The 26,019-nt window shown below is 65.8% G+C and carries 19 protein-coding genes; 5 read left to right on the top strand and 14 right to left on the bottom strand.

Annotation, left to right across the window (positions count from 1 at the left end; translation table 11 throughout):
• Nucleotides 1-86: 86 nt before the first annotated feature.
• Nucleotides 87-2,120: a hybrid sensor histidine kinase/response regulator gene (locus HV675_RS26725; RefSeq protein ID WP_246270563.1), complete on the bottom strand. Its 2,034-nt coding sequence runs from the start codon at nt 2,118-2,120 to the stop codon at nt 87-89.
• A gap of 334 nt (nt 2,121-2,454) precedes the next feature.
• On the opposite strand from HV675_RS26725, the gene HV675_RS26720 reads away from it, so the two are divergent.
• Nucleotides 2,455-3,828: a cation:proton antiporter gene (locus HV675_RS26720; protein ID WP_175114467.1), complete on the top strand. Its 1,374-nt coding sequence runs from the start codon at nt 2,455-2,457 to the stop codon at nt 3,826-3,828.
• A 131-nt stretch (nt 3,829-3,959) separates the two neighbouring features.
• Here HV675_RS26720 and HV675_RS26715 read toward each other — a convergent pair whose 3' ends face one another.
• Nucleotides 3,960-4,241 carry a DUF6723 family protein gene (locus HV675_RS26715; RefSeq protein ID WP_175114466.1) on the bottom strand — a complete coding sequence of 94 codons (282 nt, stop codon included), beginning with the start codon at nt 4,239-4,241 and terminating at the stop codon, nt 3,960-3,962.
• Nucleotides 4,242-4,658: 417 nt separating this feature from the next.
• Here HV675_RS26715 and HV675_RS26710 point away from each other — a divergent pair, with 417 nt between their 5' ends.
• Nucleotides 4,659-5,309 (top strand): phosphoribosyltransferase, encoded by a 651-nt coding sequence (locus tag HV675_RS26710; RefSeq protein ID WP_175114465.1) that lies wholly within the window; start codon nt 4,659-4,661, stop codon nt 5,307-5,309.
• Nucleotides 5,310-5,332: 23 nt separating this feature from the next.
• Here HV675_RS26710 and HV675_RS26705 read toward each other — a convergent pair whose 3' ends face one another.
• From HV675_RS26705 to HV675_RS26695, 3 genes are all read right to left on the bottom strand, one after another.
• Nucleotides 5,333-6,253: a glycosyltransferase family 2 protein gene (locus HV675_RS26705; protein WP_175114464.1), complete on the bottom strand. Its 921-nt coding sequence runs from the start codon at nt 6,251-6,253 to the stop codon at nt 5,333-5,335.
• A 426-nt stretch (nt 6,254-6,679) separates the two neighbouring features.
• Entirely contained in the window at nt 6,680-7,573 is an 894-nt protein-coding gene (gene galU, locus HV675_RS26700) for a UTP--glucose-1-phosphate uridylyltransferase GalU (RefSeq protein ID WP_175114463.1), read from the bottom strand.
• A gap of 281 nt (nt 7,574-7,854) precedes the next feature.
• Entirely contained in the window at nt 7,855-8,013 is a 159-nt protein-coding gene (locus HV675_RS26695) for a hypothetical protein (RefSeq protein ID WP_175114462.1), read from the bottom strand.
• Between the two features lie 273 nt (nt 8,014-8,286).
• Here HV675_RS26695 and HV675_RS26690 point away from each other — a divergent pair, with 273 nt between their 5' ends.
• Complete coding sequence (locus HV675_RS26690) at nt 8,287-9,498, top strand: acyltransferase family protein (protein ID WP_175114461.1); 1,212 nt, start codon at nt 8,287-8,289, stop codon at nt 9,496-9,498.
• Nucleotides 9,499-9,645: 147 nt separating this feature from the next.
• On the opposite strand, the gene HV675_RS26685 is transcribed toward HV675_RS26690, so the two are convergent.
• From HV675_RS26685 to HV675_RS26670, 4 genes are all read right to left on the bottom strand, one after another.
• The gene (locus tag HV675_RS26685) at nt 9,646-12,219 is read right to left on the bottom strand and encodes a glycosyltransferase family 4 protein (RefSeq protein WP_175114460.1); all 2,574 of its coding nucleotides are present in this window, start codon (nt 12,217-12,219) and stop codon (nt 9,646-9,648) included.
• Complete coding sequence (locus HV675_RS26680) at nt 12,216-13,694, bottom strand: oligosaccharide flippase family protein (protein WP_175114459.1); 1,479 nt, start codon at nt 13,692-13,694, stop codon at nt 12,216-12,218. The genes HV675_RS26685 and HV675_RS26680 overlap by 4 nt, the downstream gene beginning before the upstream one ends.
• 10 nt (nt 13,695-13,704) lie before the next feature.
• The gene (locus HV675_RS26675; protein WP_175114474.1) at nt 13,705-15,879 is read right to left on the bottom strand and encodes an NHL repeat-containing protein; all 2,175 of its coding nucleotides are present in this window, start codon (nt 15,877-15,879) and stop codon (nt 13,705-13,707) included.
• Between the two features lie 246 nt (nt 15,880-16,125).
• Nucleotides 16,126-16,464 (bottom strand): hypothetical protein, encoded by a 339-nt coding sequence (locus HV675_RS26670; protein WP_175114458.1) that lies wholly within the window; start codon nt 16,462-16,464, stop codon nt 16,126-16,128.
• A 34-nt stretch (nt 16,465-16,498) separates the two neighbouring features.
• Here HV675_RS26670 and gmd point away from each other — a divergent pair, with 34 nt between their 5' ends.
• Entirely contained in the window at nt 16,499-17,542 is a 1,044-nt protein-coding gene (gmd, locus tag HV675_RS26665) for a GDP-mannose 4,6-dehydratase (RefSeq protein WP_175114457.1), read from the top strand.
• A gap of 611 nt (nt 17,543-18,153) precedes the next feature.
• Here the strand turns inward: gmd and HV675_RS26660 are convergent.
• Entirely contained in the window at nt 18,154-18,504 is a 351-nt protein-coding gene (locus HV675_RS26660; RefSeq protein WP_175114456.1) for a hypothetical protein, read from the bottom strand.
• Between the two features lie 12 nt (nt 18,505-18,516).
• Between HV675_RS26660 and HV675_RS26655 the strand changes: the two genes are divergently transcribed.
• A complete protein-coding gene (locus tag HV675_RS26655) occupies nt 18,517-20,655 on the top strand; it encodes a hypothetical protein (protein ID WP_175114455.1) in 2,139 nt (712 codons plus the stop codon).
• Between the two features lie 57 nt (nt 20,656-20,712).
• Here HV675_RS26655 and HV675_RS26650 read toward each other — a convergent pair whose 3' ends face one another.
• From HV675_RS26650 to HV675_RS26635, 4 genes are all read right to left on the bottom strand, one after another.
• Nucleotides 20,713-21,879: a glycosyltransferase family 4 protein gene (locus HV675_RS26650; protein ID WP_175114454.1), complete on the bottom strand. Its 1,167-nt coding sequence runs from the start codon at nt 21,877-21,879 to the stop codon at nt 20,713-20,715.
• A 187-nt stretch (nt 21,880-22,066) separates the two neighbouring features.
• The gene (locus HV675_RS26645) at nt 22,067-23,290 is read right to left on the bottom strand and encodes a glycosyltransferase family 4 protein (protein ID WP_175114453.1); all 1,224 of its coding nucleotides are present in this window, start codon (nt 23,288-23,290) and stop codon (nt 22,067-22,069) included.
• On the bottom strand, nt 23,287-24,756 hold the full coding sequence (locus tag HV675_RS26640; protein WP_175114452.1) for a glucose-6-phosphate isomerase: 1,470 nt from the start codon (nt 24,754-24,756) through the stop codon (nt 23,287-23,289). Before HV675_RS26640 ends, HV675_RS26645 begins: the two co-directional genes overlap by 4 nt.
• A 2-nt stretch (nt 24,757-24,758) precedes the next feature.
• Nucleotides 24,759-25,967 carry a glycosyltransferase gene (locus HV675_RS26635; RefSeq protein ID WP_175114451.1) on the bottom strand — a complete coding sequence of 403 codons (1,209 nt, stop codon included), beginning with the start codon at nt 25,965-25,967 and terminating at the stop codon, nt 24,759-24,761.
• Nucleotides 25,968-26,019 lie beyond the last annotated feature (52 nt).

Below are 26,019 nucleotides of genomic sequence, written 5' to 3'. Positions count from 1 at the left end.
CGTTCGCCTATGCCGCTGTCGCGCCCGACATCGACTACCCTGTGCGCCATTGCCCGCTCGCTGGCGAGGTGCGCCGCGCTTTACTTTTACTGAGCCTGCCGCGTGCGGGCAATCGTACGCAGCAGATCGATCAGTACTTCGGGGCTCACCGGCTTCACGAGGTGATGTGCAAAGCCCGACTCGCGCGAGCGCGCGAAGTCCTCCGGCTGGCTGAAACCGGTCAACGCGATCAGCACCGGGCACACGCGCTGCGCCCGCGCGGCCAGCCGCCGCGCGATCTCATGGCCGCTCATGCCGGGCAGCGCGATATCGAGCAGCGCGACGTCCGCGTCGAACTGTTCCGCAAGCGCGAGTGCGGACGGACCGTCCACGGCGGTGCGCGTGTCGTGCATGTCGAGCACCAGCGCGAGCGATTCGGCCGCATCGCGATTGTCATCGACAATCAGAATGCGCAAGCGCCGCGTGTGCCCGGCACGCTCGTCCCCGATCAGCGGCGCATCGGCCACGCTCGGCACCGGCACGACCGCAAGCGGCAGCGTGATCGAAAACTCGCAGCCTTTGCCGATGCCGTCGCTCGCCACCGAAATGCTGCCGCCGTGCATGTCGATCAGCTTGCGCGCCACGAACAGGCCGATGCCGAGCCCGTCGCGCGCACGGCCGGCGGGCGGCGTCGCCTGCATGAACAGATCGAAGAGCGCCGGCAGTTCGGCGGCGGCGACGCCAATGCCGCTGTCCTTCACGGCGACGCACGCGCGGCCGCTCACCACTTCGGCGCAAATATGAATTTCGCCGCCGTCGTCGGTGTACTTGATCGCGTTGTCGATCAGGTTCGACAGGATTTGCGTGAGCCGCGTGCGGTCGCCGTCGACCGGGATGGGCGTCGCGCGCGTGTTGAGGAAAATACGATGCCGCCGCAGCCCCGCGGCCGGCCCGTTGATTTCCATCGCGCGGCCGATCGCGTCGCGCAGATCGAGCACTTCGCGCTTCAGGTTGATGCGGCCGGTCGTGATGCGCGACACGTCGAGCAGATCGTCGATCAGATGCGACAGGTGATGACTCTGCCGCTCGATCACCGCCTGCACCCAGTGGATGGTCGGCGGCAACTGCCCGCTCGTCGCCTTGAGCACGTGCGCCGCGTTGCGGATCGGTGCGAGCGGGTTGCGCAGTTCGTGCGCGAGCGTCGCGAGAAAGACGTCCTTGCGGCGATCCGCTTCGCGCAACGCCTCCTGCGCATTGGCGCGCGTGGTGATGTCCGCGAGCGTGCCGACGAACGAGTGCAACACGCCATGCGCGTCGTAGCGGAACCGCCCGTGCATTTCGAGTACGCGCAGCGCGCGGTCGCCGATCCGGAACGCGCGGAACACCATATGGAACGGCCGGTGCGCATGTTCGTCGGCCAGATAGCGTTCGACGTACGCGGCTGCGTCATCCGGATGGATGAATTCGCGCATGAAGTCTTCGTTCGGCAGCGGTCCCGCGTCGATCGGCTGCCCGGTGATCTCGTACATCCGCGCGTTTTCCCAGACGCCCTGGCGCGTCACCGCGTTCCATTCGAAGATGCCGAGGCCCGCCGCGCCGGCCGCGATGCGCAGCCGCTCATCGCTCTCCTGGCGGGCGGCCAGCGCGCGATCGCGCTCGCGCAGCGACGCGCTGATGCGCTGGTTCTGCTCGTCGAGCAGTTGCCGGATCGCGCCGTGAATCGTCGCGCTGAAAAAGCTCTCGATAATTCGATGCGCGCCGGCCTGTTCGTCACGCGGCGACAGCGTATTCGCGAAGTATTCGCGCACCACCTGCTGCACGCTGACCTGCAGCAGATCGAGCTCGCGATACAGTTCGTCGAGCTGATAGCCATGCATCCAGCGCTTGCGTGCGTACTGGCGCGCGTCGAAATCGATCCGCGCGGTACGCACGGAACTGGGCACCGCGGTCAGCGCGGCGCAGATTTCATCATAGAGTTGCGGCAGCAGGTCGAACAGTTGCCGGTTGGTGAGCCGGTCGGCCTGTTCGATCGACGGGTCGGAGCGGACCGCGCGAAGCCAGCGGCGGGTAATGCGCCAGCGCTTGAAGCGAATGTGTACCGCGAGATCCGCATAGGGCCCGGATTCCGGCGCTATTGTCATAGTCAAGCGTGTTTCATGCGATGTGCGTCGAGTGCGTGAACATACCACGCTGAGCCTGTTCCGGATTTGAAGAATGCGAACGCTGTTTCAGGCAAACGACACAATCGTCAGTATTTATGCGCCGTACGCGTAGCGGCCCTCCTGCCGGCTGCCGCTAACGACACGACCGGCGCGGCGAGCCCGCCGCGAACGCGCCTCGCGCGGCGCCGCCGACGCGGTACGGCCCTTGCTTCCTTATCCATAACGCTTGCATCCGTCCATCTGCAACCGGGCCGCGCGTGCGATCCGGCACCGGTTTGCGATTTGCCCATTCAAACGAGGGCCCAACGAGCCTATGACGGTCGAAGCGACGTGGTATCTGATCATCGGCGGCCTGCTGATCGCGATGGCGCTCGCGCGCAAACTGATCGCGCATCTGCCGATGACGGGCGCGATGGTCTACCTCGCGGTCGGCTTCGGGCTCGGTCCGGCGGGCATCGGGCTGCTGAGCCCGGACCTCGAGCACGGCGCGCAGATGCTGCGCCTCGTCACCGAGACCGGCCTCGTGATCTCGCTGTTCGCGATCGGCATGCATTTGCGCGTGCCGCTGCGCGACCGTCTATGGCGGCTGCCGCTGCGTCTCGGCGTCGGCGCGATGCTGCTGACGATCGCCGCGATGACCGCGCTCACCCACTACGGGCTCGGCCTCGCACCGGGCCTCGCGCTGATCGTCGCGGCCGCGCTGGCGCCGACCGACCCGGTGCTCGCCAACGAACTGCGCCCGCGCGCGGCCGGCGACGCCGAGCCGCTGCGCTTCGCGTTATCCGGCGAAGGTGGCTGCAACGACGGCGCGGCATGGCCGTTCATGCTGCTCGGCCTCGCGCTGTGCGGCGTCGAAGTGAGCGGGACCGGCGTGATCGGCGTAGGCGGCATAACCGGCGGCAGCGCGCAGAGCGGCGGCGAAATTGCGAGCTTCGCCGGTTTCACGAGTGCGCTCGCGTGGGGCATCGGCAGCGCGATTGCGATCGGCTGGCTGCTGGGCGCCGGCGTCGTCGCGCTCGTCACACGCTTGCGCCTGCGTTTTGACGTTGCGCTCGGCGTCGAAGGATTTCTCGCGCTCGGGCTGATGTCCGCCTGCTACGGCGCCGCGCAACTGCTGCACGGTTATGCGTTCGTGGCGGTGTTCGTCGCCGGCGTCGCGTTGCGCCATCAGGAATTGCGCGCGACCGGCGGACACACCGCGCCGACCGAAGTGCTGGAGAAAGTCGAGCGCGGCGAGCGCGACAAGGCCGCGCGCACGCCGGAGCTCGCGCATGCCTATATGGCGGAATCGATGATGGCGTTCGCCGTCGAGATCGAGCACACCGTCGAACTCGTACTGATGCTGCTGATCGGCAGCGTCGTGTCCGCGCATTGGCGCGAGGTGATCGAATGGCGCGCGATCTGGCCGGCCCTCGCGCTGCTCTTCGTGGTGCGGCCGCTCTGCACGCTCGTCGCGCTCGCCGGCTCGAGCGCGACCTGGCCGCAGCGGCTGCTAGCCGGATGGCTCGGCATACGGGGCGTCGGCGCGTTCTACTATCTGCTGTTTGCGATCGAGCGGTTGCAGCGCGTGGCGCAGGACGCCGCGCTCGCGGTCGTGATGGCGGCCATCGTCGGCTCGGTGCTGCTGCATGGCGTATCGGCGACCTTGCTGCTCGACCGGTATCTGCGCGGGCCGCGTGATGGATGACGTGGGATGTGCGGTGGCGCGGCAAGGGCGGCGCGGGCCGGCTCGCGCTTGTCCACGCGATGTCGCGCGGCTGTGCGCCCGCGCGCGGGTCGTGCTATTTGTTCTCGTTCAGGTCGCGCGCGGAACGTCCGTCACGCCTCGGGATTGTCCAGATCGCCATCCACGACGTTTTCGCCGTATCGCTGCGCCGCTTCGCGCGCGGCCTGGCCGTTCTCGAACGGACCGATGTCGGGCGCGCCCGCAAACGGAAACAGCAGCCGTCCATCCGTTTTGCGCACGACTTTCAGCAGACCGACAAACGCGCCTTCCGTCGTCCGGCGATAGGTCGCATAGACCTCGTAGTCCTGTCTCGATGCGGCGCGCGACGTCCCGTCATCGCGCGCTTTGGGGAAGATCATCCGAGGCCTCGTCATGTTGCTGCTCCGCATCCGATGCCTTGCCGCCGCGCCAGCCGGCGGCAAGAGCTTTGCAATGGGAGCGCAAGCAATGTGCCCGTCTCGGATCGACGCGTCGCGGGCCGGTGCGAGCCGCGCATGAGCAACCCGCGAATGCGCGCCGCGATCACCACAATCACCGGATGTGTGCGATAGCGGCAACCGAAGCGCAGCGAGCGGCGCCCGGCCCCGCAAGCAGCGCGCGACTACGTGAATTGCGCGAAAAGTTACACCGCTCGCGTACGTTTGCAACGCACGCTGCACCAAGCCGTCGCGCGCCGTATCGATACGCCGTCTGGGCGCCGGCTCGCGAACCGCGCGGGTCTCGCGTGAACGGCCCATGCGCATGCGCGCGTGGCACACTGTGAATCTGCGCAGCGAACCGGAGCACCGATCATGGAGCGTGCCTTTACCGATCGCGCCGCCGCCGGCCGTGCACTCGCCGGCCTGCTCAGCGCCTATGCGAATCGCAACGATGTCGTCGTGCTCGCGCTGCCGCGCGGCGGCGTGCCGGTCGCCTTCGAGGTCGCCCGCCTGCTCGGCGCCGCGCTCGATGTGCTGGCCGTGCGCAAGCTCGGTGTGCCGTGGCAGGCGGAACTCGCGATGGGCGCGATCGCATCGGGCGGCGCGCTGTACGTCGACGAACCGCTGGTCCGTGAAATCGGCTTGCCGCAAGCCGCATTCGACCGTGTGCTCGCGAGCGAACGCATCGAACTCGAGCGGCGCGAACAGGTGTACCGCCCGCCGGGCCAGACGGCGTTGGACATGCAGGGCCGCACGGCGATCGTGGTCGACGACGGGATGGCAACCGGCGCGTCGATGAAGGCGGCGGTGCGCGCACTGCGCACCCGGACGCCGGCGAAAATCGTCGCGGCGCTGCCGGTCGCGCCGCCTGGCGCGCACGCGAGGCTCGGCGACGATGTCGATGAATTCGTTTGTGTCCTGACGCCGGCGAACTTCTATGCGGTCGGCCAGTTCTATGCGGACTTCAGCGAGACGACCGATGACGACGTGCGCGCGCTGCTCGCGCAGCGCGCGCCGCATTAGCGCACGCGCAGCGGCCTGGCGGCCTAACGGCCTGCGAACTTGAACAGCGAACCCAGCGCATAGTGCGCAATGCCGGGATGCAGCGCGGCTTCGCGCAGCGCAAAGCCAATGCGCTTTTCCCGCAGCGACGTCTTCACGTTTTCCCAATGCAGGCGCGTCGTGAGCGAGCGTCTGCGCCGCTCCAGTTCCGATAGCAGCGACTCGCTCGCGCGCTGCGCGCCCGCGCGGAAGCGCTGGTCCGCGACCAGCATCCCTTCGAGCGCCTGCCGCGCCACGCCTTTGGACAGCGAGCGGGTGCGCTGCCGGTACAGGTAGCCCATTTCCGGGTAAAGCGTCATGCTGCCGTGCGCCGCAAGCACACGCAGCAGAAAATAAAAGTCCTCGCCGACACGCAGATGCTCGTCGTAACGCACCCCTTCGATGGCACGCCTGTCGAACATCGGCTGCAGGTAGCCGAACGCGTCGTTTTTCACGAGGCCGACCGCATCGCAGGTCTGCTTGCCCTGCAACGCGAGCAGCGTGCGCGGCGTCAGCGCGCCGTCCTCGTCGACGATGCGCAGATCGTCCGCGACGATCATCGCGCCGTCGCGCCGCGCCGCTTCGACCATCGTCTCGAGCCGCCGCGGCGTGATCAGGTCGTCGCTGTCGACGATCGTGATCCACTGTCCGCGCGCCACGTCGAGCGCGCGATTGCGCGCGCCGGACGGGCCCTGGTTGCGCTCGGCCGGCAGTACGACGATGCGGGTGTCGTCCGCCGCGGCCGCGCGCATGATGCGCAGGCTGTCGTCGGTCGACGCGTCGTCGGCAATCAATAACTCCCAGTTCCGCAGCGTTTGCGCCTGCACTGAGCGGATTGCGTCGATGAGCCAGCGCGCTCCGTTGTAGTTCGCCATCACGATGCTGACTTCGGGTCGGCCCGCGGGGCCGCCGGTCACTGTGTTCACGTCTCGCTCCTCGAGGACTCTGGATGGATCGCCGGAATCGGCGCCGCTCGCGTGGCAGCGACCGCGTATCGCGATCGCTCCGCGCATCGGGCATGCTTGCCGGCCGCAAGCGAACACCAGGCAGGTCAGCCTGATGACAACGCGCGTCACGCGCATCGCGCGGGCACGCGCCGCGCGATGCGCCATCCCGCCGTGCATCAGGCAGCGCCACTGCCGCGGTCCGATGCGTCCAACCGGCGTTTCATTCCGGTGCGATCATCCGGCTGCGGTAGCCGGCATCATCCGCTCAGCGAGACGATGTACGCCGCCGCGCGTGTGCGACTCCTACGCGCGCCTTGCGGCGCCGGTCACGCGCGGCCCGCTGGCTGACCCGGCCGGGTACGGCCAGATGCGCGCGACGCAGCAGCGTCGCCATCGAGAAGTCGCTCAGGCGGCCGCGGCCGTCAGACGCTCCGGGAGATAGCTTTGCAGATACTCTTCAAACTCGGCGCGCACTTCCGGGTGCCGCAGCGCGAATTCGACGGTCGCCTTCAGATAGCCGAGCTTGCTGCCGCAATCGAAACGGGTGCCGAAGTAGCGATAGGCGAGCACCTGCTCTTCGGTGAGCAGCGACTGTAGCGCGTCGGTCAGCTGCAGCTCGCCGCCCGCGCCCGGCTTCAGCGCGCGGATATGCTTGAAGATGGTCGGCATCAGCACGTAGCGGCCGACCACGCCGAGATTGGACGGCGCGACTTCCGGCGCCGGCTTTTCGACGATGCCCGACAGCTTGATCACGTCTTCTTCCCACTCGCGGCCTTCGACCACGCCGTACGAACGGCTGTCTTCACGGGCAATCGTCTCGACGCCGACGACCGAGCTGTGATAGTGATTGAACACGTTCACGAGCTGCTTCATCACCGGCTTTTCGCTATGCAGCAGGTCGTCCGCGAGAATGACCGCGAACGGGCTGTCGCCGATCAGCTTTTCGGCGCACAGCACCGCGTGCCCCAGGCCGAGTGCTTCGGCCTGACGCACGTAGAAACAGTCGACATTGGCGGGCTTGATGCCGCGCACGAGCTCGAGCAGCTTCTGCTTGCCGCGCGCTTCCAGTTCCGCCTCGATCTCATACGACTTGTCGAAGTGATCTTCGATCGCGCGTTTGCTGCGGCCCGTCACGAAGATCATTTCGGTGATGCCCGCGTCGATCGCTTCTTCAACGGCGTACTGGATCAGCGGCTTGTCGACGATCGGCAGCATTTCTTTCGGACTCGCCTTGGTGGCGGGCAAGAAGCGCGTGCCAAGTCCCGCCACGGGAAACACGGCTTTGGTGACTTTCAGCATGGTATGCATTCCCACTCGGTTGATGATGTTTGCACCCGCCAGTTCCCGAGGGGTTTCCTTCCGGCGTCCCCAAGGGCTCGGCGGTGAATCTGGTGTGAAAAAAGCCTAGCGGAAAAATAATCGGAATTCCGTTAAAGACGCGCTAATTTCTTCGAGTGGCTTTCGCAGATTTACCGGAGCCGTTCTTATAAACTGGGTAATGCGTGGACCTTACCGGATAACGGCCGGCCGACGGGCGGCAATAGGGTAAATATTGCCGCCCGCGGACGCCGTACCGGAAATTACTGAAGAGCGGACTCTTCGTTTTCGTCGAACTGCGGAAGCTTGCCCGCGTGAATCCGGAAACGGCCGATAGGCTCGTTACGCAACGCTTCGCGGTAAGCTGACACGGCCACCAGAACCAGCAGGACGACTACGCCAGCAAGCACATGCACGCTCATTGACCACCCCCTCGCCAAGAATTTGTTGAAGTCAAAGTTAGCACAAAAAAACTAGTGGATAACGCGAACAGTATTTACCCGGAATATTTAATGTTGACACTCGCGTGACAACGCAATTCGCATGGTTCACATTGCATTTTCATACACTTTTTTATCGCTTTTATTTCAAACGTCGAGCATTACGATACGAATGCGGGGTCCGTGCACGCGGCTCGCACGCCCTGCTTTCATTTACCTGTCGCACCATCGTGCCGGCATACACACGAGGACCGCATGAGCGATTCCGTCCTGAACGCCACCACGACCGCCTCACCCTTCAGCGCCGCGCCTGCCGGCCACGCGCACATCGCCAGCGCCGGCAAGGAGCACGTCGTCGACGCGATGCGCGGTTTCGCCGCGCTGCTGGTCGCCTACTTTCACTGCCGCCAGGTGGTATGGGTCGGCATGCAAAGCTTTCACCACACTGTCGGCAGGTCATTCGATTTCAGCTCTCTCGTTGCGTATGCGACGTTTCCGATCGCGTGGGGTTCCGCAGGTGTGCCAGTCTTTTTTGTGATCAGCGGTTACTGCATCCATCGCGGCGGCGCCTTTCGCCTCGCGCGAGACCCCGGTTATCGGCTCGATGCGGGCAACTTCTGGATGCGCCGCTTCGCGCGTATCTATCCGGTGCTGCTCGCCGCGCTGCTCTTCACGCTCGCGCTCGACTCGATCAGCCTGCATCTGCCGCCAGTCAGCCACAAGGTGCGCGACATCGGCCTGCTGCCGTTCCTCGTCAACCTGTTCTCGCTGCAAGGCGTCGCCGGCTACACGTACGGGTCGAACGGCGCGCTGTGGACGCTGTCGCTCGAAGTGCAGTTCTACGCGGTCTATCCGCTGCTGTTCGCGCTGCGCCGCCGCTTCGGCATGAATACGGTGCTGGTCGCGGTCGCGCTGATCAATATCGTGTCGGCTATCGTGCTCGAACGGCACGATATCCAGTTCTTCCCGTCATACTGGTTTTCGTGGACGCTCGGCGCCTGGATCGCCGAGGCGCAGGCCGGCGCGACGCCTGCGCGGCCACCGCGTTCGACGCTCGTCTGGTACGGTCTCGCGGCCCTCTTCACGGGGCTCGGCTGCGCTGCGTTCTATGCAGGCCAATACCTTGCGTTCCAGCTCTGGGCCATCGGCTTCGCGTGCTACCTGTACAAGGCGCTCGAACGCCGCCGCGCGGTCGAGCCGGCGCCGATGCGGCTGCTGTCACGCGTCGGCGACTTCAGCTTCTCGCTATACCTGATTCACCTGCCGGTCTTCGTGCTGCTGTCGTCGGTGTTCTACCGCTCTGCGCTGCAGATGTCGATCTGGCCGTCGTTCGGCTATATGTGCATCGCGATTCCGGCTGCCTATGTGTTCTATCGGCTCGTCGAACTGCCGGCGATGAAATGGTCGGCAAGCTTCAAGCCGAAATCGCGCGCGAAGGCTGAGGCGCCCGCGGCGCGCGTGGCCTGAGCCCTTTGGCCTGAATCCCTTGGCCTGAATCCTTTGGCCTGAATCCTTTGGCCTGAATCCTTTGGCCTGAATCCCGCGGCCTGAATCCCTCGGCCTGAATCCCGCGGCCTGAGCCTTTCAGCCGCCGCGATCCGGCCCACCGGCCGTTCAGCCAACCTTCGCCTGCGCCGCCTGTCCTTGTCCGCCAGCCGCGACCCGCTGCAAAATCCGCTCGACCCCGGCCACATATGCGGCGGCGCCAAACGTGCCGGTCGCGGTCTGATAGCCGCGCGTCACGAGCCGATCGCGCAGCGCCGGGTCGGCGCGCAATGCGGCGAGCGTATCCGCGAGCGCGCGCGCATCGCCGGGCTTGCACAGCATGCCGTTCTCGCCGTGCTGGAGAATCTCGGTCACGCCGCCCGCACGCGCGGCCACCACCGGCCGCCCCGCGAGCATCCCTTCGACGATCACGCGCCCGAACGGCTCCGGCGTGATCGACGTATGCGCAACGACATCCATCGCGCACATGCAGGCCGCGATATCGTGCTGGAAGCCGAGAAAATGCACCCGCTCGCCCAGTCCGTGCTGCGCGACGAATGCGCGCAACTCCGCCTCGTAGGCGTCCTCGCCGAACAGCGCCGAGCCGACCAGCACCGCATGCATGGGCGGGTTCAGCCGGGCGTCGCCGCGCAGCATCGCTTCGAGCAGCACATGCTGCCCTTTCCAGCGCGCAAGGCGGCTGAAAGAACCGACCAGAAACGCATCGCGCGGCAGGTTCAACTGCGAACGCAAGCTGCCTCGCGGGGTGTCGCGCAGCGCATCGAACGGCGCGCTCGCGATGCCGTTGAAGACCACCTCGACCTTGTCGTCGGCGAAGTTCGTCAGCTGGACGAACGCGCGGGCGGAGGCGGCCGAGTTCGCAATGACGTGCGCGAGCCCGAAGCGCGCGCACCATTTGATCACCACCCGCTGCCGCCCGCCGAAGTGCTCGGCGCTGACGATGTCGCGCAAATGCCAGACCACCGGCTTGCGGGCGAGCTTGCCGGCCAGCACGCTGACTACCATCGCGCGCTGCGTATTCGCATAGATCACGTCGTTGTGACGCGCGTGCGCCGCGGTCGCGCGCACCAGCGACCCCACGCTTTTCAGCGCGCGGCCGAGCGGCGGCGAGCCGCCCTGCTTGCGCATGTCGCGCGTCGCGCCCGCATCGAGCACGGTGGCCGGCACGCCGGCGCGATCGAGCGCCGCGCGAAACGGGCCGTCGTCGAACAGCACGACGTCCATGCGCGCGCGCAGCGTCTTCACAATTTCGAGCAGCGACAATTCCGCGCCGCCCAGCACGCCGCTCTGATCGACCGCCAGCACGCGCAGCGACGCGGCCGGATTCGCCGCCGCGTTCTTCTGCGCCGGATCGTACGGCGCGTACGGCGGCAGCGTCACGCCCTTCAGCGCGGGCGCCTGCGCGCGCACATGCGCAAAGAATCGCTCGCGAAACAGCGCGGCGGAAAAGCGCTCCGCATTCGCGCGGCAATCCGCGGGCGCGAAACGGTCCGGCTGCGCAGCGAAGTTCTCGACCGCGGCAATAATCGAGCCGGCCGCCTGTTCGTCGAAGAAGAGGCCGGTGGGCCGCGGGTCCGACAGGTCGCGCACCGTTTCGAGCGCGCCGCCCTTGCCGTAGGCGATCACCGGCGTGCCGCACGCCTGCGCCTCGACCACTGAAATGCCGAAGTCCTCTTCGGCCGCGAACACGAACGCCTTCGCGCGCCGCATCCGGTCACGCAGCACGGAAAACGGCTGATAGCCCATGATCTCGACATTCGGCGCCGCTTTCGCACGAATCTTCTGCATGTCGGGCCCGTCGCCGATCACGACCAGTTGCCGTTGCGGCATCTTCGCGAACGCTTCGACAATCAGGTCGATCTTCTTGTACGGCACCATCCGCGACGCGGTCAGATAGAAGTCTTCCTTCTGCTCCTGCACCGAAAACGCTTCGACGTCGACCGGCGGGTTGATCACGTCCGCGTCGCGCTGATAAACCTTCTTGATGCGGCGCGCGATAAACGCGGAATTCGACACGAACGAGTCGACCGAATTCGACGTGCGCACATCCCAGTTGCGGATGTAATGCAGGACCATGCGCGCGAGTGCCGATTTCGGACCGCGCGTGAGCTTCGATTCGTTCAGGTACTGATGCTGCAGGTCCCACGCATAGCGGATCGGCGAGTGCACATAGCTCACGTGCACCTGGTCGGGTCCGGTCAGCACGCCTTTGGCGACCGCGTGGCTGCTCGAAATCACGACGTCATAGCCGGACAGATCGAACTGCTCGATCGCGAGCGGCATCAGCGGCAAGTACGAGCGGTAATGGGTCTTCGCTTTCGGCAGCTTCTGGATAAACGATGTCGTCACCGGCTTGCCGCGAATAAACGTGCGGTCCTCGAGGAAATCGACGAGCGAGAACAGGTCCGCATCCGGAAAGCACGCGATGATCTGCTCGAGCACGCGCTCTGCGCCCGCGTACGTGACGAGCCAATCGTGCACGATCGCCACGCGCGCCGTTTGCGCGCCATGACCCCCAGGCGCCGCCGCACGACGCGGCGGCGCCACCGGTGCAACGGGCGCGACGGGCGCAAGCGGTGCGAGCGGCACGTCACGCCCGGGCGCGACGTTCGGCACAGGCGGTTGCGGGCGCGCGCTCGTGGTGGCCCATCCTGGCGTTTCTTCAGCGATGTCGTGGTTCATGATGCGCTCTTCCGTGAATACAGCCTCACGAGCCGGCCGAGCACCGCGCGCGCGAGATCGCGCAGCGCGGGCGTCATCGTCAGCGACCACGCGAGGTTCGCGCCGACCACCAGCACGGTTGCCGCAACCACCAGCGGGATCGTTGTCGCAAGCGTCGACAGCCACAGCGCGGCAACGAGGAATGCGAGGTGCGCGGCCATGTCGAGCACGATCGGCCGCGCATGGATGCGCGACACCCACAGCAGCACGAGGTAGTCGAACAGGCCGCGCGCGGCCACCGCGACCGCGGCGCCGGTGAGCCCGAAGAAATGCAGACCGCCCCAGATCGCAGCGGCAAAGAGCGGCGTTTCGACCAGGCCCACGCGCGCCGCGAGCGCCGGATGCACCTGCGCCTGGATCAGGATGCGCGCGAGGTTCGCCTGGCCGGTCAGCCACACGAAGATGATCAGAATGCGCCCGACCGGGCCGCCCGCGCTCGCCACTTCATTGCCGACCCACAGATGCAGAAACGGCTCGAGCACCAGCATCGCGACGAGCATCACCGGCGTAAACACGCCGTTCAGGAATTCGAGTGACTGCCGCATCACGAGGTCCGCATTCTCGCGATTGAGCGCCGACAGGCGCGGAAAGAGCGTGCGCACCATCGCGGTCGGGATGATGTTCAGCCGCGTGACGAGGTTTTGCGGCACCGAGTAATACGTGACGAAGCGCGCGCCGAGTCCTGCGCCGATCAGCACGCGGTCGGCCGATTCGGCGATCAGCAGCATCACCGACGTGAGCAGCATCCAGCCGCCGAAGCTGAACAGGCCCTTCGCGACGCCGAACTGCGGCGGCAGCATCGTGCGGATATCGAGCACCTTCAGCGCGGAGCGGCACAGCAGGACGGCTGCGATCGTGCGCGCGGCCACCGCGGCGGCCAGCACGTTCGGCAAGGTCGGGCCGATCCACCACGCGGCGAAAAGCGGCAGCAGCTGAAACAGGAACGTGCCGATCGTCTGGTTCGTGTTGTAGCTGCCGAACTTCTCCGCGCCGTTGATCGCGCCCGCAAATACCCACGACACGTTCGAAATGGGAATCGCGATCGCAAGCCACGGCAGCGCGGCGACCACCTCGTGCTGCAACGCGGGCGACACCTTCGAGAAATACGACGTGTAGATAAAGGTGCCGAAATAGATGACGAGGCCGCCGATCACGCCGGTCGCGAAGTTGAGCCACGTCGCGCTCCAGAACACGCGCGTGCACTCGTCCTTGTCCGCGGACGCGCGCGCCTTCGAGATGTGATTCTGCGCGGCCATGCCCATGCCCAGATCGAGAATGCCGAAGTAGCCGATCAGCACCCACACGAGGCTCACCACGCCGTAACGTTCGACGCCCAGCACCTTGATGTAGGACGGCACGGTGACGAGCGAGACAAACGTGGGCAGCACCAGCCCGACGAGATTGATCGCTACGTTCCTCAGGATGCCCTTGTCCATCCGTTATCCTTTACGCCGGTTTCCAGCGGTACATCATCACCTTGCCGCGCGCGTCTTCCTCGACGAACACCAGGTACTCTCCATCACTGCGGCGCGCCGCGCTGATGCCGTTGGCGACGTCGACCCAGCCGGACGCGCCGCCCACTTCCGGCCCCGGCTTGATCACGCCGACTTCGTTGCCGCGCTGCTTGTCGAACACGTGCACGATGCCCGCGGGTTCGACCGCGAACACGTACTGGCCTTCGACCGTCACCCCGATAATCGTCACAAGCGGTTTGGCGTTGGTGTCCCACGGCAGCTTGACCGTATAACGCGCGTCGGGCCTGCCGCTCGACCACTTGTCATAGCGCACCAGCACGCGGCCGACTTCTTTCCATTGCGGCTTCTGGTACGGCGCGTCGTCGGTATAGCCGGTCGCGTACAGCGAATCGGTCGATGCGTCGTACACCGCGCGGTGCACCTGGTTGAACGGCGCCGGCAGCGGATACGACTTCATGTCGTCATACGAATAGACCGGATTGCCCGCCTTGTCGAAGCCGCCGAAATGGAAGCGATAGATCCCCTTCGCATCGACGGTGTGCCAGATGTCGCCGGCCGTATCGACCCACCAGCCCCAGCCGCCGATCAGCCGCGTGCCGCTCGAATTGCGCGCGAACTCGTCCGCCTCGAAACGGCCGTTGCCGTTGGTGTCACGCCACATCCAGTCGCCTCCGGGCGGCGCATCCGGAATCGCGTTGACGTCGCGCAGCCCGCGTCCGGCGATATATCCGGATGGAATCGCCGTCTCGCCGTCGCGCGCCGCGTCGAAGCGATAGATCTTCAGGTGATCTGAATACATGTCGGTCAGATACAGGATCGTGCGTCCTTTGAGTTGCCGCGCGATCGGCAGGCCCGGCCACTGATCGACGTGGAACACCGGATCTTCCGGATATTTGAAACGGTTCGACAGAAAGCCGGCGTACGTCCATTGCTGACCGGCCGGTTTCGACAGATCGAGCTCGAAGCGCTTGTTGCCGGTATAGACGCTGTTCGGACGCGCCGGGTCGATCCACGCGCCGTCGACGAATAGCAGACCCTCGACGTTCCACAAGCGCTTGCCATCCGGCGCATAGCTCTCGAGCGTCGCGCCCAGACCCGCGCCGAGACTGGTGCCGGCCGGCGCGAAATTCGGGCCCAGGCCGTTGCTCGCCACATAGACGTTGCCGCGCGCATCGGCGCCGACGGCGGTCAGGCCATTGAAGCGCTGCGGGCCCGGCCGGCCGGCGACGCCTGAGAAGATGCCGCCGCGCTCGCCGAGCGTGCCGGACGCCGCATAACGGCCGCCCTGCTTCGTGAAGAACAGCACCTGCTGGCGCGGCCCGTTGTCCGCGATCAGCACGCGCCCTTGCGCGTCGATTGCGACGTCGACCGGCACGCTGTCCGCCGGCAGCGGCAGCGTGTCGTCGAGCTTCTGGCCCGTGGCGGAGTAATGCGCGAGCTTCGGCTTGCCGTCGAGAATATCGGTCAGCACCCACAGCGTGCCGTCGGCGCCAAGCGCGAGATGACCCGGTTGATGCACGTCGAACGAACTCTTGCGCTGCATCGACTCCGGGTCGTAAAGATCGACACGGTCGGTCGCCGCGCTCGCGACGTAGAGCATCGTATCGTTCGCGGCAAGCCCGGTCACTTCGCTATGCGTATCCGACGCCACGTCGTTGACGATCAGGAAGCTCGCCGCCAGCCGCGCACGCGGATCGGCCGCATTCGCAACCGGCTGGAACGGCGCGGTGCGTTGCGGCTCAGCCAGCGCACGGCGCGTCACGCCATACCACTGATGGCCTTTTTCCGGCCACACGCCCTTGCCGACCAGATGGCCTCGTTCGGTGCCCACGGTGACCGCGATAAACGCATAGCGATGATTGAGCGCAACCGCATTGCCGCCGCCGTTGCCCCAGCCATGTGTGCCGTTTGCGTAGCCGAGCATCTTGCCGTCCTTATAGATGCCTGCTTCCGCACCGCTCTCGTCCCACGGCGAGTCTGTGTAGACCTTGCCGTCAGGCGTGACCGCGATGGCGGTGATATTGATCTGCGTCCAGCTTCCGTCGCCGAATCCGAAGCTGTTGCCGATCCATGACGTCTGTACTTTCAGCGGTGCGCCGCCCGACGCAACGGACGCCGACGGTGTTTGCGCGGACGCACCCGACATCGTGACGAACGATGCAAACGCATAGAGCACTCCGGCAAGCAGAGATCGGATCAAAAGCAGTTCTCCGGTCGGAAAACCTCGGCGGGACTCGCTGGCCGCACCGGGTCGTATGTATGAAGAAAGCGCGTACGTATGAAGAAAGCGGGCGCTGTCGAGCGCGGCGGGGCCGCCACGGCGCTCGGGCCGCAAAATGAGTTGCGACTCAGATTAAGCGGAAATACATGGCGGAAAAAAAATTCAAAAAATTCAAAATAATTCAGCTTTATATCGCTCTGGAATACTCGATAAAACGTCGACCATGCTGATCGAATGTCGCAGAAAAATTCGGTTAGCTTGTTTTTCGTTATCCATACTTTCCGCAAGCGGATTAAATGGTGCGAAATTGTTACCGACCGTTCTGGAGTCGCGCGTGCCGGGCTGCGGCAGGCAGCGATGCGCACCGCTCAAACGATTCGACATGCAAAACGATTTAATCGTTTTGCCGCATTTTTTCGACGATTTTCTCTTTCTAGAATGGATGGCCGATTCCCGCTGATGTGCAACAGCTGCTGCAACAGCTGTCGTAATCGCGACGGCTGTGCGCATGGACCCGATTTTCAGGCAACGAGAAAGGCAACCGATGACAACCCAACGCAAAGCCATCATTACCGGCGTCTCCGGCCAGGACGGCGCCTACCTGACCAAACTGCTGCTCGGCAAAGGCTATCAGGTGACCGGCACGTACCGGCGCACGAGCTCGGTGAACTTCTGGCGCATGGCGGAGCTCGGCGTGCTCGACCATCCGAACCTGACGCTCCTCGAGCACGATCTGACCGACCTCGGCTCGACCTTGCGCCTGCTCGACATCGCGCAGGCCGACGAGCTGTACAACCTCGCCGCGCAAAGCTTTGTCGGCGTATCGTTCGACCAGCCCGCGACCACCGCGCAGGCAACCGGTGTCGGCGCGCTGAACCTGCTCGAAGGCATTCGCATCGTGAACCCGAAGATGCGCTATTACCAGGCATCGACCTCCGAGATGTTCGGCATGGTGCAGGCCGTGCCGCAGCGCGAGACCACGCCGTTCTATCCGCGCAGCCCGTACGGTGTCGCGAAGCTGTTCGCGCACTGGACCACAGTCAATTACCGCGAGTCGTATGGCATCTTCGCGACGAGCGGCATTCTGTTCAATCACGAATCGCCGCTGCGCGGCCGCGAATTCGTCACGCGCAAGGTGACCGACACGGTCGCGAAGATCCAGCTCGGCAAGGCCGATGTGCTCGAGCTCGGCAATCTCGATGCGAAGCGTGACTGGGGTTTCGCGCTCGAGTACGTCGACGGCATGTACCGGATGCTGCAGGCCGACGAGCCGGATACCTTCGTGCTCGCAACCAACCGCACCGAGACCGTGCGCGACTTCGTGAGGATGGCGTTCGCGGCGGCCGGCTTCCAGCTCGAATGGTCGGGCAAGCAGCAGAACGAGACCGGCATCGACGTCGCGACCGGCCGCACGCTCGTGCGCATCAACCCGAAGTTCTACCGGCCCGCCGAAGTCGACCTGCTGATCGGCTGCGCGGACAAGGCGAAGGCCAAGCTCGGCTGGGAAACGCACACCACGCTCGAGCAGTTGTGCCAGATGATGGTCGGCGCGGATATCGCGCGCAACCGGATTCACGAGACGTTCTGAGCTTCGCGCGTCGGCCGGGCCGCTTGCGTCCGGTCGACGCGCGGCATGCAAGCGCAGGCCATGCTGCACGGCCTGCGCTTGTCTCATCTTCCTCCTGCAGTTCTCCCTCTCCTGCGCTCATTGCGCCCGCCCGGCGCAAGCCTGCCCCGCCACGTTGCATCGGAGCGTCATGACCACGCTGCCATGGGCGCCGCCCCTGCGCTCCGCGGCGTAGCGCCCTGGCAACGACGATCGATCCGCTGTGTCCGGGAGACCGCACGGGTCAGTGCGGATATATCACCTTGCGCGGCGCCCGTCAGCGGAATATCGCAGCTCACTGGTCGTCATGCGACAGCAACCGGCCAGAAGACCATCGGCGTGAGCAGAACAGGAAGGCGCGTCTCGACGCGACGACCCGGCGTTTGTCCCCACACAACGCCCGCGCGTGCGCCCCCAAACCATGGAGAACTCGATACTTGAATATCTCATCGACAATACGTCCGTCCACCGGGACCTACGTCGGTCCGCCGCATCGCGCGAGGTTGGACCCGGCGTCCAGGACTTCGCCCGCGAAGAGCGGCCCGTCAGCGCCCAATCGAGGCCCGGCAACGGCATCGCGGAGCAACGGGCCGTTACCCGGAGCCACCGGGCAGGAACTCGATCATCTGGCACACACCTACCTGGTGGAGCGCCAGCAAGGCGATCGCACGGACATCCCGGTCCAGGCGAACGATGCGCGCAACGCGCATCGGATCGCCGAAGCCACCGCACAGGATCTGACCGGCTATCCTCCGGAGGTTTCCGGATTCGCGCCGCGCCATGCGGAGATGCTGGGCCAGCTCGCCGCGCTGCCCGTGCGCGAAGCGCGTTTTTACGCGGGCGGCGCGGCGACCTTTCAGGCTGCTTTTCGAAGTGCGACGGGCGAACAGCGGGAAGCCATCGGCAAACAGTTCGATCAGTTGGCAAACGCGGTTCGCGACCAATGCGCGTGGGCCATGAACGATCCGCTCGAACGTGTACTCGGAGTGTTCAATACCCCTGTCGGCGCGGGGTATCTCGACAGTGCGGGGCAGTACAGGCTGAGCCAGCTTTCTCGACTGCGCAACCGTTTCATGACGACGCGCACGCCGCAGCAACGCGAAAGCCTGTTCAAATCGGCGGTAGCGCTCAAGAAAAACCTGCAGTCGCAGATCTCGAACGAGGTCGACCGATACGGCAGGAAGCAGGCCGAAGACTGGAAAGCGGCCAACGACGACGTCGACAGAATGATCCGGGAAGCCGACCATGTGAAGGACGATCCGGGCAAGCGCTATGAGTTGATCGCGCGCCAGTTGCATACGTCCAATCCGGGCAGCGGCGAAGATCCGTTCGAGGAACGGCGCATTCTGGCGTTCACACAGCGCATGCAGGACGACCCCGCGCTGCGCGACAAACTCTCGCAATGGCATTTCGAGGCGGCCGGCAAACTGAACAGCTACGATGTCGGCGGCCCGAAACGCTACGAAGACATTCTGAAGTCCCTGCCGGCCGCCGGTCCCGACTACGTGCGCGACCTCGCCGACCGTTACGACACGCTGCTCAACGACACGACAACCCGGAACCATTCGATCACACCGGAGGAGCGCGCGACGAAAGTTGCCGGGCAAATTCTGGAGGGCACCGCGCGCGTTCTGCTCGGGATGACCCCGTTCGCTCCATTGAGCTCGGCGTTCGACGCGCATTCGACGTTGTCGCCCTCCGCGCGTATCGGCATCGATTTGACGGCGAACCTGCTCGGCATGGCAATCGACCCGGCCAACGCCGCGAGTGCCGCGCTCGACGAGGCGAAGCTATTCGCGCAGGCGGTGAAGGAAATCGACGCCGCGGCCGAAGTCGGAAGCGTCGCGAGGACAGCCGCGGACGCGGCGACGGCCGGGCGCATCGCGCCGTTTTCGATGCCCGCGAGCCATATCGACGCGGAGCAGAGCATCACGGGCCGCGTGATGGGAATCCCGGCCGGATATGCAAGCGAAGTCGATCCCGGCTCGCTCCAGCCGTCCGCCAGTACGCGCGGCATGCTCGAAGACGGGAACGGACAAAGCTTCGTGCCGATCGACGGCCGCGCATATCCGGCCCGTTACGACAAGACCTTCGATACGTGGCGGGTGTTCGATCCCGACAACCCATGGCGACCCGCCTATCCTGTCCGGCTGAACGCGAACAACGAGTGGGTCGTGCATGGCGACGTCGGCCTGCGCGGCGGCATGATGGACGCAAGCGCTGCTTCATCGCCCGCGATGTCGCCGGAACTGAAGACGGCCCTGGAAGTGAAGGACTGGAAATCCGCGACGAACACCGCCCTCGACGACCCTGCATACAGACAGGCCTACAAGGCCGCATTCGAGAAACTGCCCGCGGATCAACAAAGAGCCATCCGACAATGGACCGCCGTGGATAACGGCAGCGACAGCGGCAGCGGCAGTGACAGCAGCAGTGGCAGCGATAGCGAAAGCGGCAGCGATAGCGGAAACGGTAGCGCAGCGGCTGCGGGTTCGAAGAATTACGAGCTGAACAAGGCGCTGTACACCCATACGCCCTATGACGGAATCGACAAGGATGTGAGCGATCTGATCGGAGGACTGGACGGCCTGCCCGCGCCCCCGAAACAGCAGGCGCATCTTCTGCGCGTCGCGGATGTTCCGGCTGACTACGCGACCCGGTTCAAGCCTGGCGATCTGATCACGAACAGCCCGGCCTTCATGTCGGCATCGAGCGGCAATGAGTACGCGACCTACGCATTGTGGGATCAGGCCGCGATCGCAGGCACGGATCACCCTGCCCTCGCCTTCTACGATATCGAGGCCCGTTCGGCCAAACCCTTTCTTGACGGAATCGCGACCGACGCATCGGCTGAGCGCGAGTGGCTGTTTCGCCCGAACACGGTATTCAAGGTCAAGGAAATCGGCGTCCTTCCCGCGTCGGGTCCGGACGAGAAGCCGCGTGTCGGCATGCGCCTCGTGGAAGTTCCGGTCACCGCGGCGCTCGAGGCCAAAAATATCTACACCGGGCAAACGGTGAAGGTCTCGCCCGGCGGCCCGGCGGTGGAAGAAATCGTGGCCGGTCCTTCGCCCGCGAAGAAGCAGAAGACCGGTTAATCGCCGGCCGTCGCCGGCATCGCGAGCTCTGCCGCGCGCTGCGCCGCGGGCGTGCGTTCAGTGCAGCGAGCCGGCGGCGATCGCCTCGCCATACACGGTCGCGACGCGCTGCGCGATGACCGGATTATCGAAGTTCGCGCGCGCGTACGCGCGGCACGCATCCGCGTCCGGCAGCTTCAGCGAGCCGTCGAGCGCTTGCGCCAGCCCGTCCGCAATCGCGTCCGCACCCGTGGACGGCAACACCAGATCCTGCGACAGCCCCGCCACCGCTTCGGGCAGACCGCCGACCGGCGTCACCAGCACCGGCGTGCCGGACGCGAGCGATTCCACGGTGATGAGGCCAAAGCCCTCGAGCGCAACGGTCGGCACCACGCTGATCGTCGCCGCGCGGTACAGCGTCGCGAGATGCTGGTCGGGCACAAAGCCGAGCAGCTTCACGTTGTCGGTGAGGCCGGCCTCGTCGATGCGCGCCTGCAGCTCGCCTTCGAGACGCCCCTTGCCCGCGATCAGCAGCAGCACGTCGGGCGCGCGGCGCTTGACCACTTTCACCGCGTCGATCAGATCCTCCAACCCCATGCGCCGCACGAGGCGCCGCACCGCGAGCACGATCGGCCGGCCGAGCGGCAACTGCAGCTTCAGGCGCGCTTCGTTCTGCGTGAGCGGCAGGTTGAACTGGTCGACGTTCACACAGCCCGGCACGACGCGAATGCGTTCCGGTGCAATGCCGTAGCGCGCCGTCAGGATCTTGCCGAACGCGTCGGAGAGTACGATCAGCCGCGACGAGCGCGCGTACACGGTCTGCTCGAGATAGCGCTTGGCGCGCTGGCCGAACGAGTCGGCGCCTTCGACATGGCTTTCGTCGGCCCACGGCCCCTGAAAATGCGACACCTGCGGAATGCCGCGCATCACGTCGAGACCCGGGAACGTATAGAGCGCGAAATGCGACGAGATCACGTCGGGCCGCTGCGTTTGCAGTTCGCGGCGCAGTGCGCGCCGTGCGGCCATCAGCCGCATCGGCAACGATTGCGCGGCCGGACCGAAGCCCTGAATCGCGCCGTTCGTGTCGGCCGCGACGCGCGGCGAGCCGGCCACCACGCCGCGCACCTGAACGCCCGCGCCCGGCAGCGCACCGATCAGCGAGTAGTACATCCGGTCGAGGCCGCCGGCGCGCTCGGGAAACCAGTGCATGCCGATCTGCAGCGATTTGATCGAAGGTGTTGTCATGGTCATTCCTGTTCGTTTGAAGCCGCGCCTGATCGTGTCGAGCGCCTCGGGCCCATCCCGCGCAGCCCGGCGATGCCGCCGCGCGGCGGGTGCGTGTGTATCCTCGTGTGCTCTTCCGCAGCGCTTGGTGCACTGTTTTGTGCGCAGTCTTGCGCACTGCCGTGTGCGCTGCGCGGTAATGCGCGCGTCACGCGCCGTCCGCGCCGCGCGATGCGCCGGCGAGCAGGTTGGCCGCGGCCCCCTGCGCATCGCTCGCGCCGTTGCGACTGCGGTCGTCGCGCAGCCCGGCAATCTGCCGGTACAGCGCGATGTATTGCGCGGCCATGCGCGCCCAGCCGAAGCCGGCCGCGAGTTCGCCGGCCGCCGCGCCCATCGCGCGACGCATGCGGTCGTCGCCGGCGAGGCGGCCGATCGCATCGGCCAGCGCGCGCGGATCGTCCGGGTCGTCGAGCACGATGCCGCACTCGGGGGTGATGATCTCGGCGCCGCCCGCGGTGCGCGCGGTGACGACCGGCAGCCCCGCCGCCATCGCCTCGAGCAGCGACAGGCTCATCGCCTCGTAGCGCGACGGAAACACGAACGCGTCGACCGAATGCATCAGCACCGGCATGTCTTTCACGAGGCCCAGAAAGTGCACGCGATCGGCCACGCCGAGCGCGCGCGCCTCTTCCGGATACGGGCTGCCCGGCAGATAGCCGGCCACCGCGATCTGCACGTGATGCGGCAAGTGCCTGAGCGCCCTCAGCACCGTGCCGAGGTTCTTGCGCGGCGTGCGCAGGTCGCCGACGAAGAGCAGCACGAACGCGTGCGGCGGCAGCCTGAACTTCGCGCGGTCGCCGCTCGCGGCCGCAAAACCGCGCGTATCGACGCCGTTGTAGATCACGTCGAGCCGGTTGCGCGGCGTCAGGCCGATCGCGCGAATCTCGTCCGCGACCTTTTGCGACACCGCGGTGATCACGCGCGAACGCCGGTAGGCCCAGCCCTCGAGCAGCGCATTCAAACGCGTGTACACGTACTGGTAGCCGGACCACAGCCCTTTCGACACACCGAACGGGTAGTACCTGCTCGCGAACCAGCCGCTATGCACGAAATGCGCGGTATTCACGTCGGCCGGCGCCCACGTGATAAAGCCGTTGACATGCAGCACGTCGAATTCGCTTCGATGCGCGCGCAACCATTGCGCGCTGCGGATCGCGAACACCTGCTGACGCAACAGGTTGCTCGGCCACCATCGGCCGATCCTGATCGGCACCCAGCGCACGAGCGGATGCGCGAGCAGGTCCGGCGCGACGTGCGTTGCCACCAGCGTGACCGAAATGCCCTCGTCGAGCGCGGCGCGCGCGATCTCGTGGTTGACGCGGCCCTGTCCGTCGTTATGACGGACGACGTGCGTGACAATCGCGACTCTCAATCGGTTTCTCCGTGAAGAACGGCTTGGGATCTGCGGTGCTGCTTCTGATAGTGCGCCGCGGAGAGGATCGAAAACAGACTCATGAAAAGCAGCGCTCCGCCTGTGCCGACCAGCGTATTCGTGAATACGATCATCGCGAGAATCGCGACGGACAGCGACAGGCACGATGCGACGAACTTGTCGTCGCCGAGCTTGAACGACGCGAAGATCGCGCGCATCACGAGCCAGCCGATACCGGACAGATACAGCAGCGTGCCGGGCCAGCCGAGCACGAACGGAATGTTCATCACGCCGCTGTCGAAGTTGCCGTACTGGCCGAGCTGGCCGTCGTTGCCGCTCGACAGCTTGGTGGACGTGCCGGTTGCGCCCATGCCCTCGCCCGCGACGTCGGTAAACGCCGTCTGCGCGAAGTCGGCGAAAAACTCGTTGCGCGCCTGGTAGCTGCGGTCGTTATCGAGGTTCGTGATCGTCTGCAGACGCGTTTGCATCCGGTCGGCGACCGGGCCGAATGCGAGCAGCGGCACACACAGCCCGACCAGCAGCACGCCGCTCACGATGATGCGAACACGCACCTTGTTGTCCGACTTCACGAGCAGCATCACGAGCGCGATGACCCAGCCGCCCCAGGTCGAGCGCACGAGACTCAACGCGAACGCGATAAAGCCGAAGGCGCCGGCAATCCACCGTACCTTGTGCTGCGCGGCGAGCACGAACACCATCGCGCCCAGCATCGCGAGCGCGAACGGGCCCGACGAGTTCATCGTGCTGAACACGCGCACGCCCATCGGCACCGGATCGCCCTGCGAGCTCATCTGCGCACCGAGCATCCACAACACGTCCCACGGCGGCATGATGAAAAACTGCACGGCGCCGTACACGCCCATCGCGAGCATGCCCCAGATAAACGTGTTGACGATCGTGTCGCGAAACGCCGGATAGTCGCGCGTGTTCACCAGGATGTGAAAGCCGATCAGAATCGGGTACAGCCAGTTCGCGAGATCGTAGAGCGCCGCGAGCGGTCCGGCCGAGACGAAGCCGATCAGCAGCGCGTACGCGAGCCCGAATAGAATCAGCAGCACCGGCAAGCCGCGCCGCTGCGCGAGGATCGGGTAGTAGCGCACCAGCGACAGGCCGCAGATCATCGTGACCGCAAGCGGCGCGACCTGGATCAGGCTCGTCGGCGTGTACGCGTTCTTCGACCAGTCGGCCAGACGCCGCACCTCGGGGCTCAGGAACCACAGCCACCACGTGAAGCCGAGGTAGCGCGCCGGGCTTCTGAAGTACAGCCACGCGCCGACCAGCACCGCGAGCGCCGGAAACCCGTAGGTCAGCGCGGCGCCCTGGTGCCCGATGATCAGCACGATCGTGATCAGCCAGAGCAGCGCGGGCGGCATCCACTCGCTGCGCTCCGGCGCGCTGACCAGCCCGCGTGCGCCCGTCACTCCCGCTTGCAGTAGCGATGCCATGCCTAGCCCCCTCCGCGCTCGGCGCGCGCCGCCATGCGCGACGGCGCGGCGTCGACCGTGGTTTTGCCTGCGCGGGTGCCTGCATGATTGCCCGCAGCGCTTGCCGGTTCGCCCGCGCCCGACGCACGCATGCGACGCCGCAGCAGATCGCGCGTGATGCGTACATGCTGATGCGCGAAGTGCTGCGTGGTGAAATCGCGCGACAGCAATTCGGCTGCTGCGGCGCGCGCCTGGCGCAGCGCGTCGTCCGGCGCCGCGATCAGGCGCTCGAGCGCGGCGCGCAACGCGCGCGGATCGTGCGGCGGCACGTAGCGCGCCGCGTGCGGCGGAAAATACTCCTGCAGGCCGCCGACGTCGGCGACGATCATCGGTTTGCCGACCGCCGCGGCCTCGAGCGTCACGGTCAGGCCCGAGACGTGCGAGTTCTCGCGCAGCGGCACGACAATCACATCGGCCCAGTCATACAGCTCGCGCTGTTTCACGATGCCCGAGGCCGACGCGATCTCGACATTCGGCGCGCGCAGCGACGCCGGAATGCGCCGCCGCGTCGCGATCTTCACGGCGTAGCGCGCGTCATGGCCGAATGCTTCGATCAGCGTGCGCCAGTCGCGGTCGCGATCGTTGCCGATCGCCGCGATCCGCACCGGCGTATGCGGCGCCCACGCGGCCGGCTGGCGCACCGGGAAGTCGCCGGTGTTCAGACCATAGAACACCTGGGTGGCGTCGCGCCGCAGGTAACGGCGGCACAGCGCGGCATTGACGCTCGAATGCGTGGTCAGCACGTCCGCGTGCGCGAGCAGCTTGTGATACAGCCAGCGCCGCAAGACTCCGTAGCCCGGCCATTTATCGAGCAGCCAGATGCTTTGCGCGAGCAGCAGCGGCCGCGCACGGTGACGAAACCGTCGCGCATTCAACGCGAGCAGCAACGCGACCGCGAGGTGCTCGTGCTCGGTATGCGTCCAGACGACATCCGAGCGCAGAATCTGCTCGCGATTGCGCCACGTGTGAATCATGTCGAAGCCGAGCAGCGCTTTCAACGCGCGGCGCACGAGTTTGACCGACCGGCTTTCGCGCACGTCTTCCGAGTAGGTCAGATGGAACTCGTCGGACTCCGCATGGTGATAGCCGTACAGGCAGCCGATATTCTCGCCCTGGCGATAGGTGCGCGGATCCGCGCCGTAGAACAGATGGACGTTGACATTGATGCTCATGCAGGCACTCCGGGCTGCTTACTCATTGACGCCGCGCATTGACGCCGCGCAT

The organism is Paraburkholderia solisilvae (assembly GCF_902859875.1).
Classification (GTDB): Bacteria; Pseudomonadota; Gammaproteobacteria; order Burkholderiales; family Burkholderiaceae; genus Paraburkholderia; species Paraburkholderia solisilvae.
This window is presented reverse-complemented; position numbering and strand designations above follow the sequence as displayed.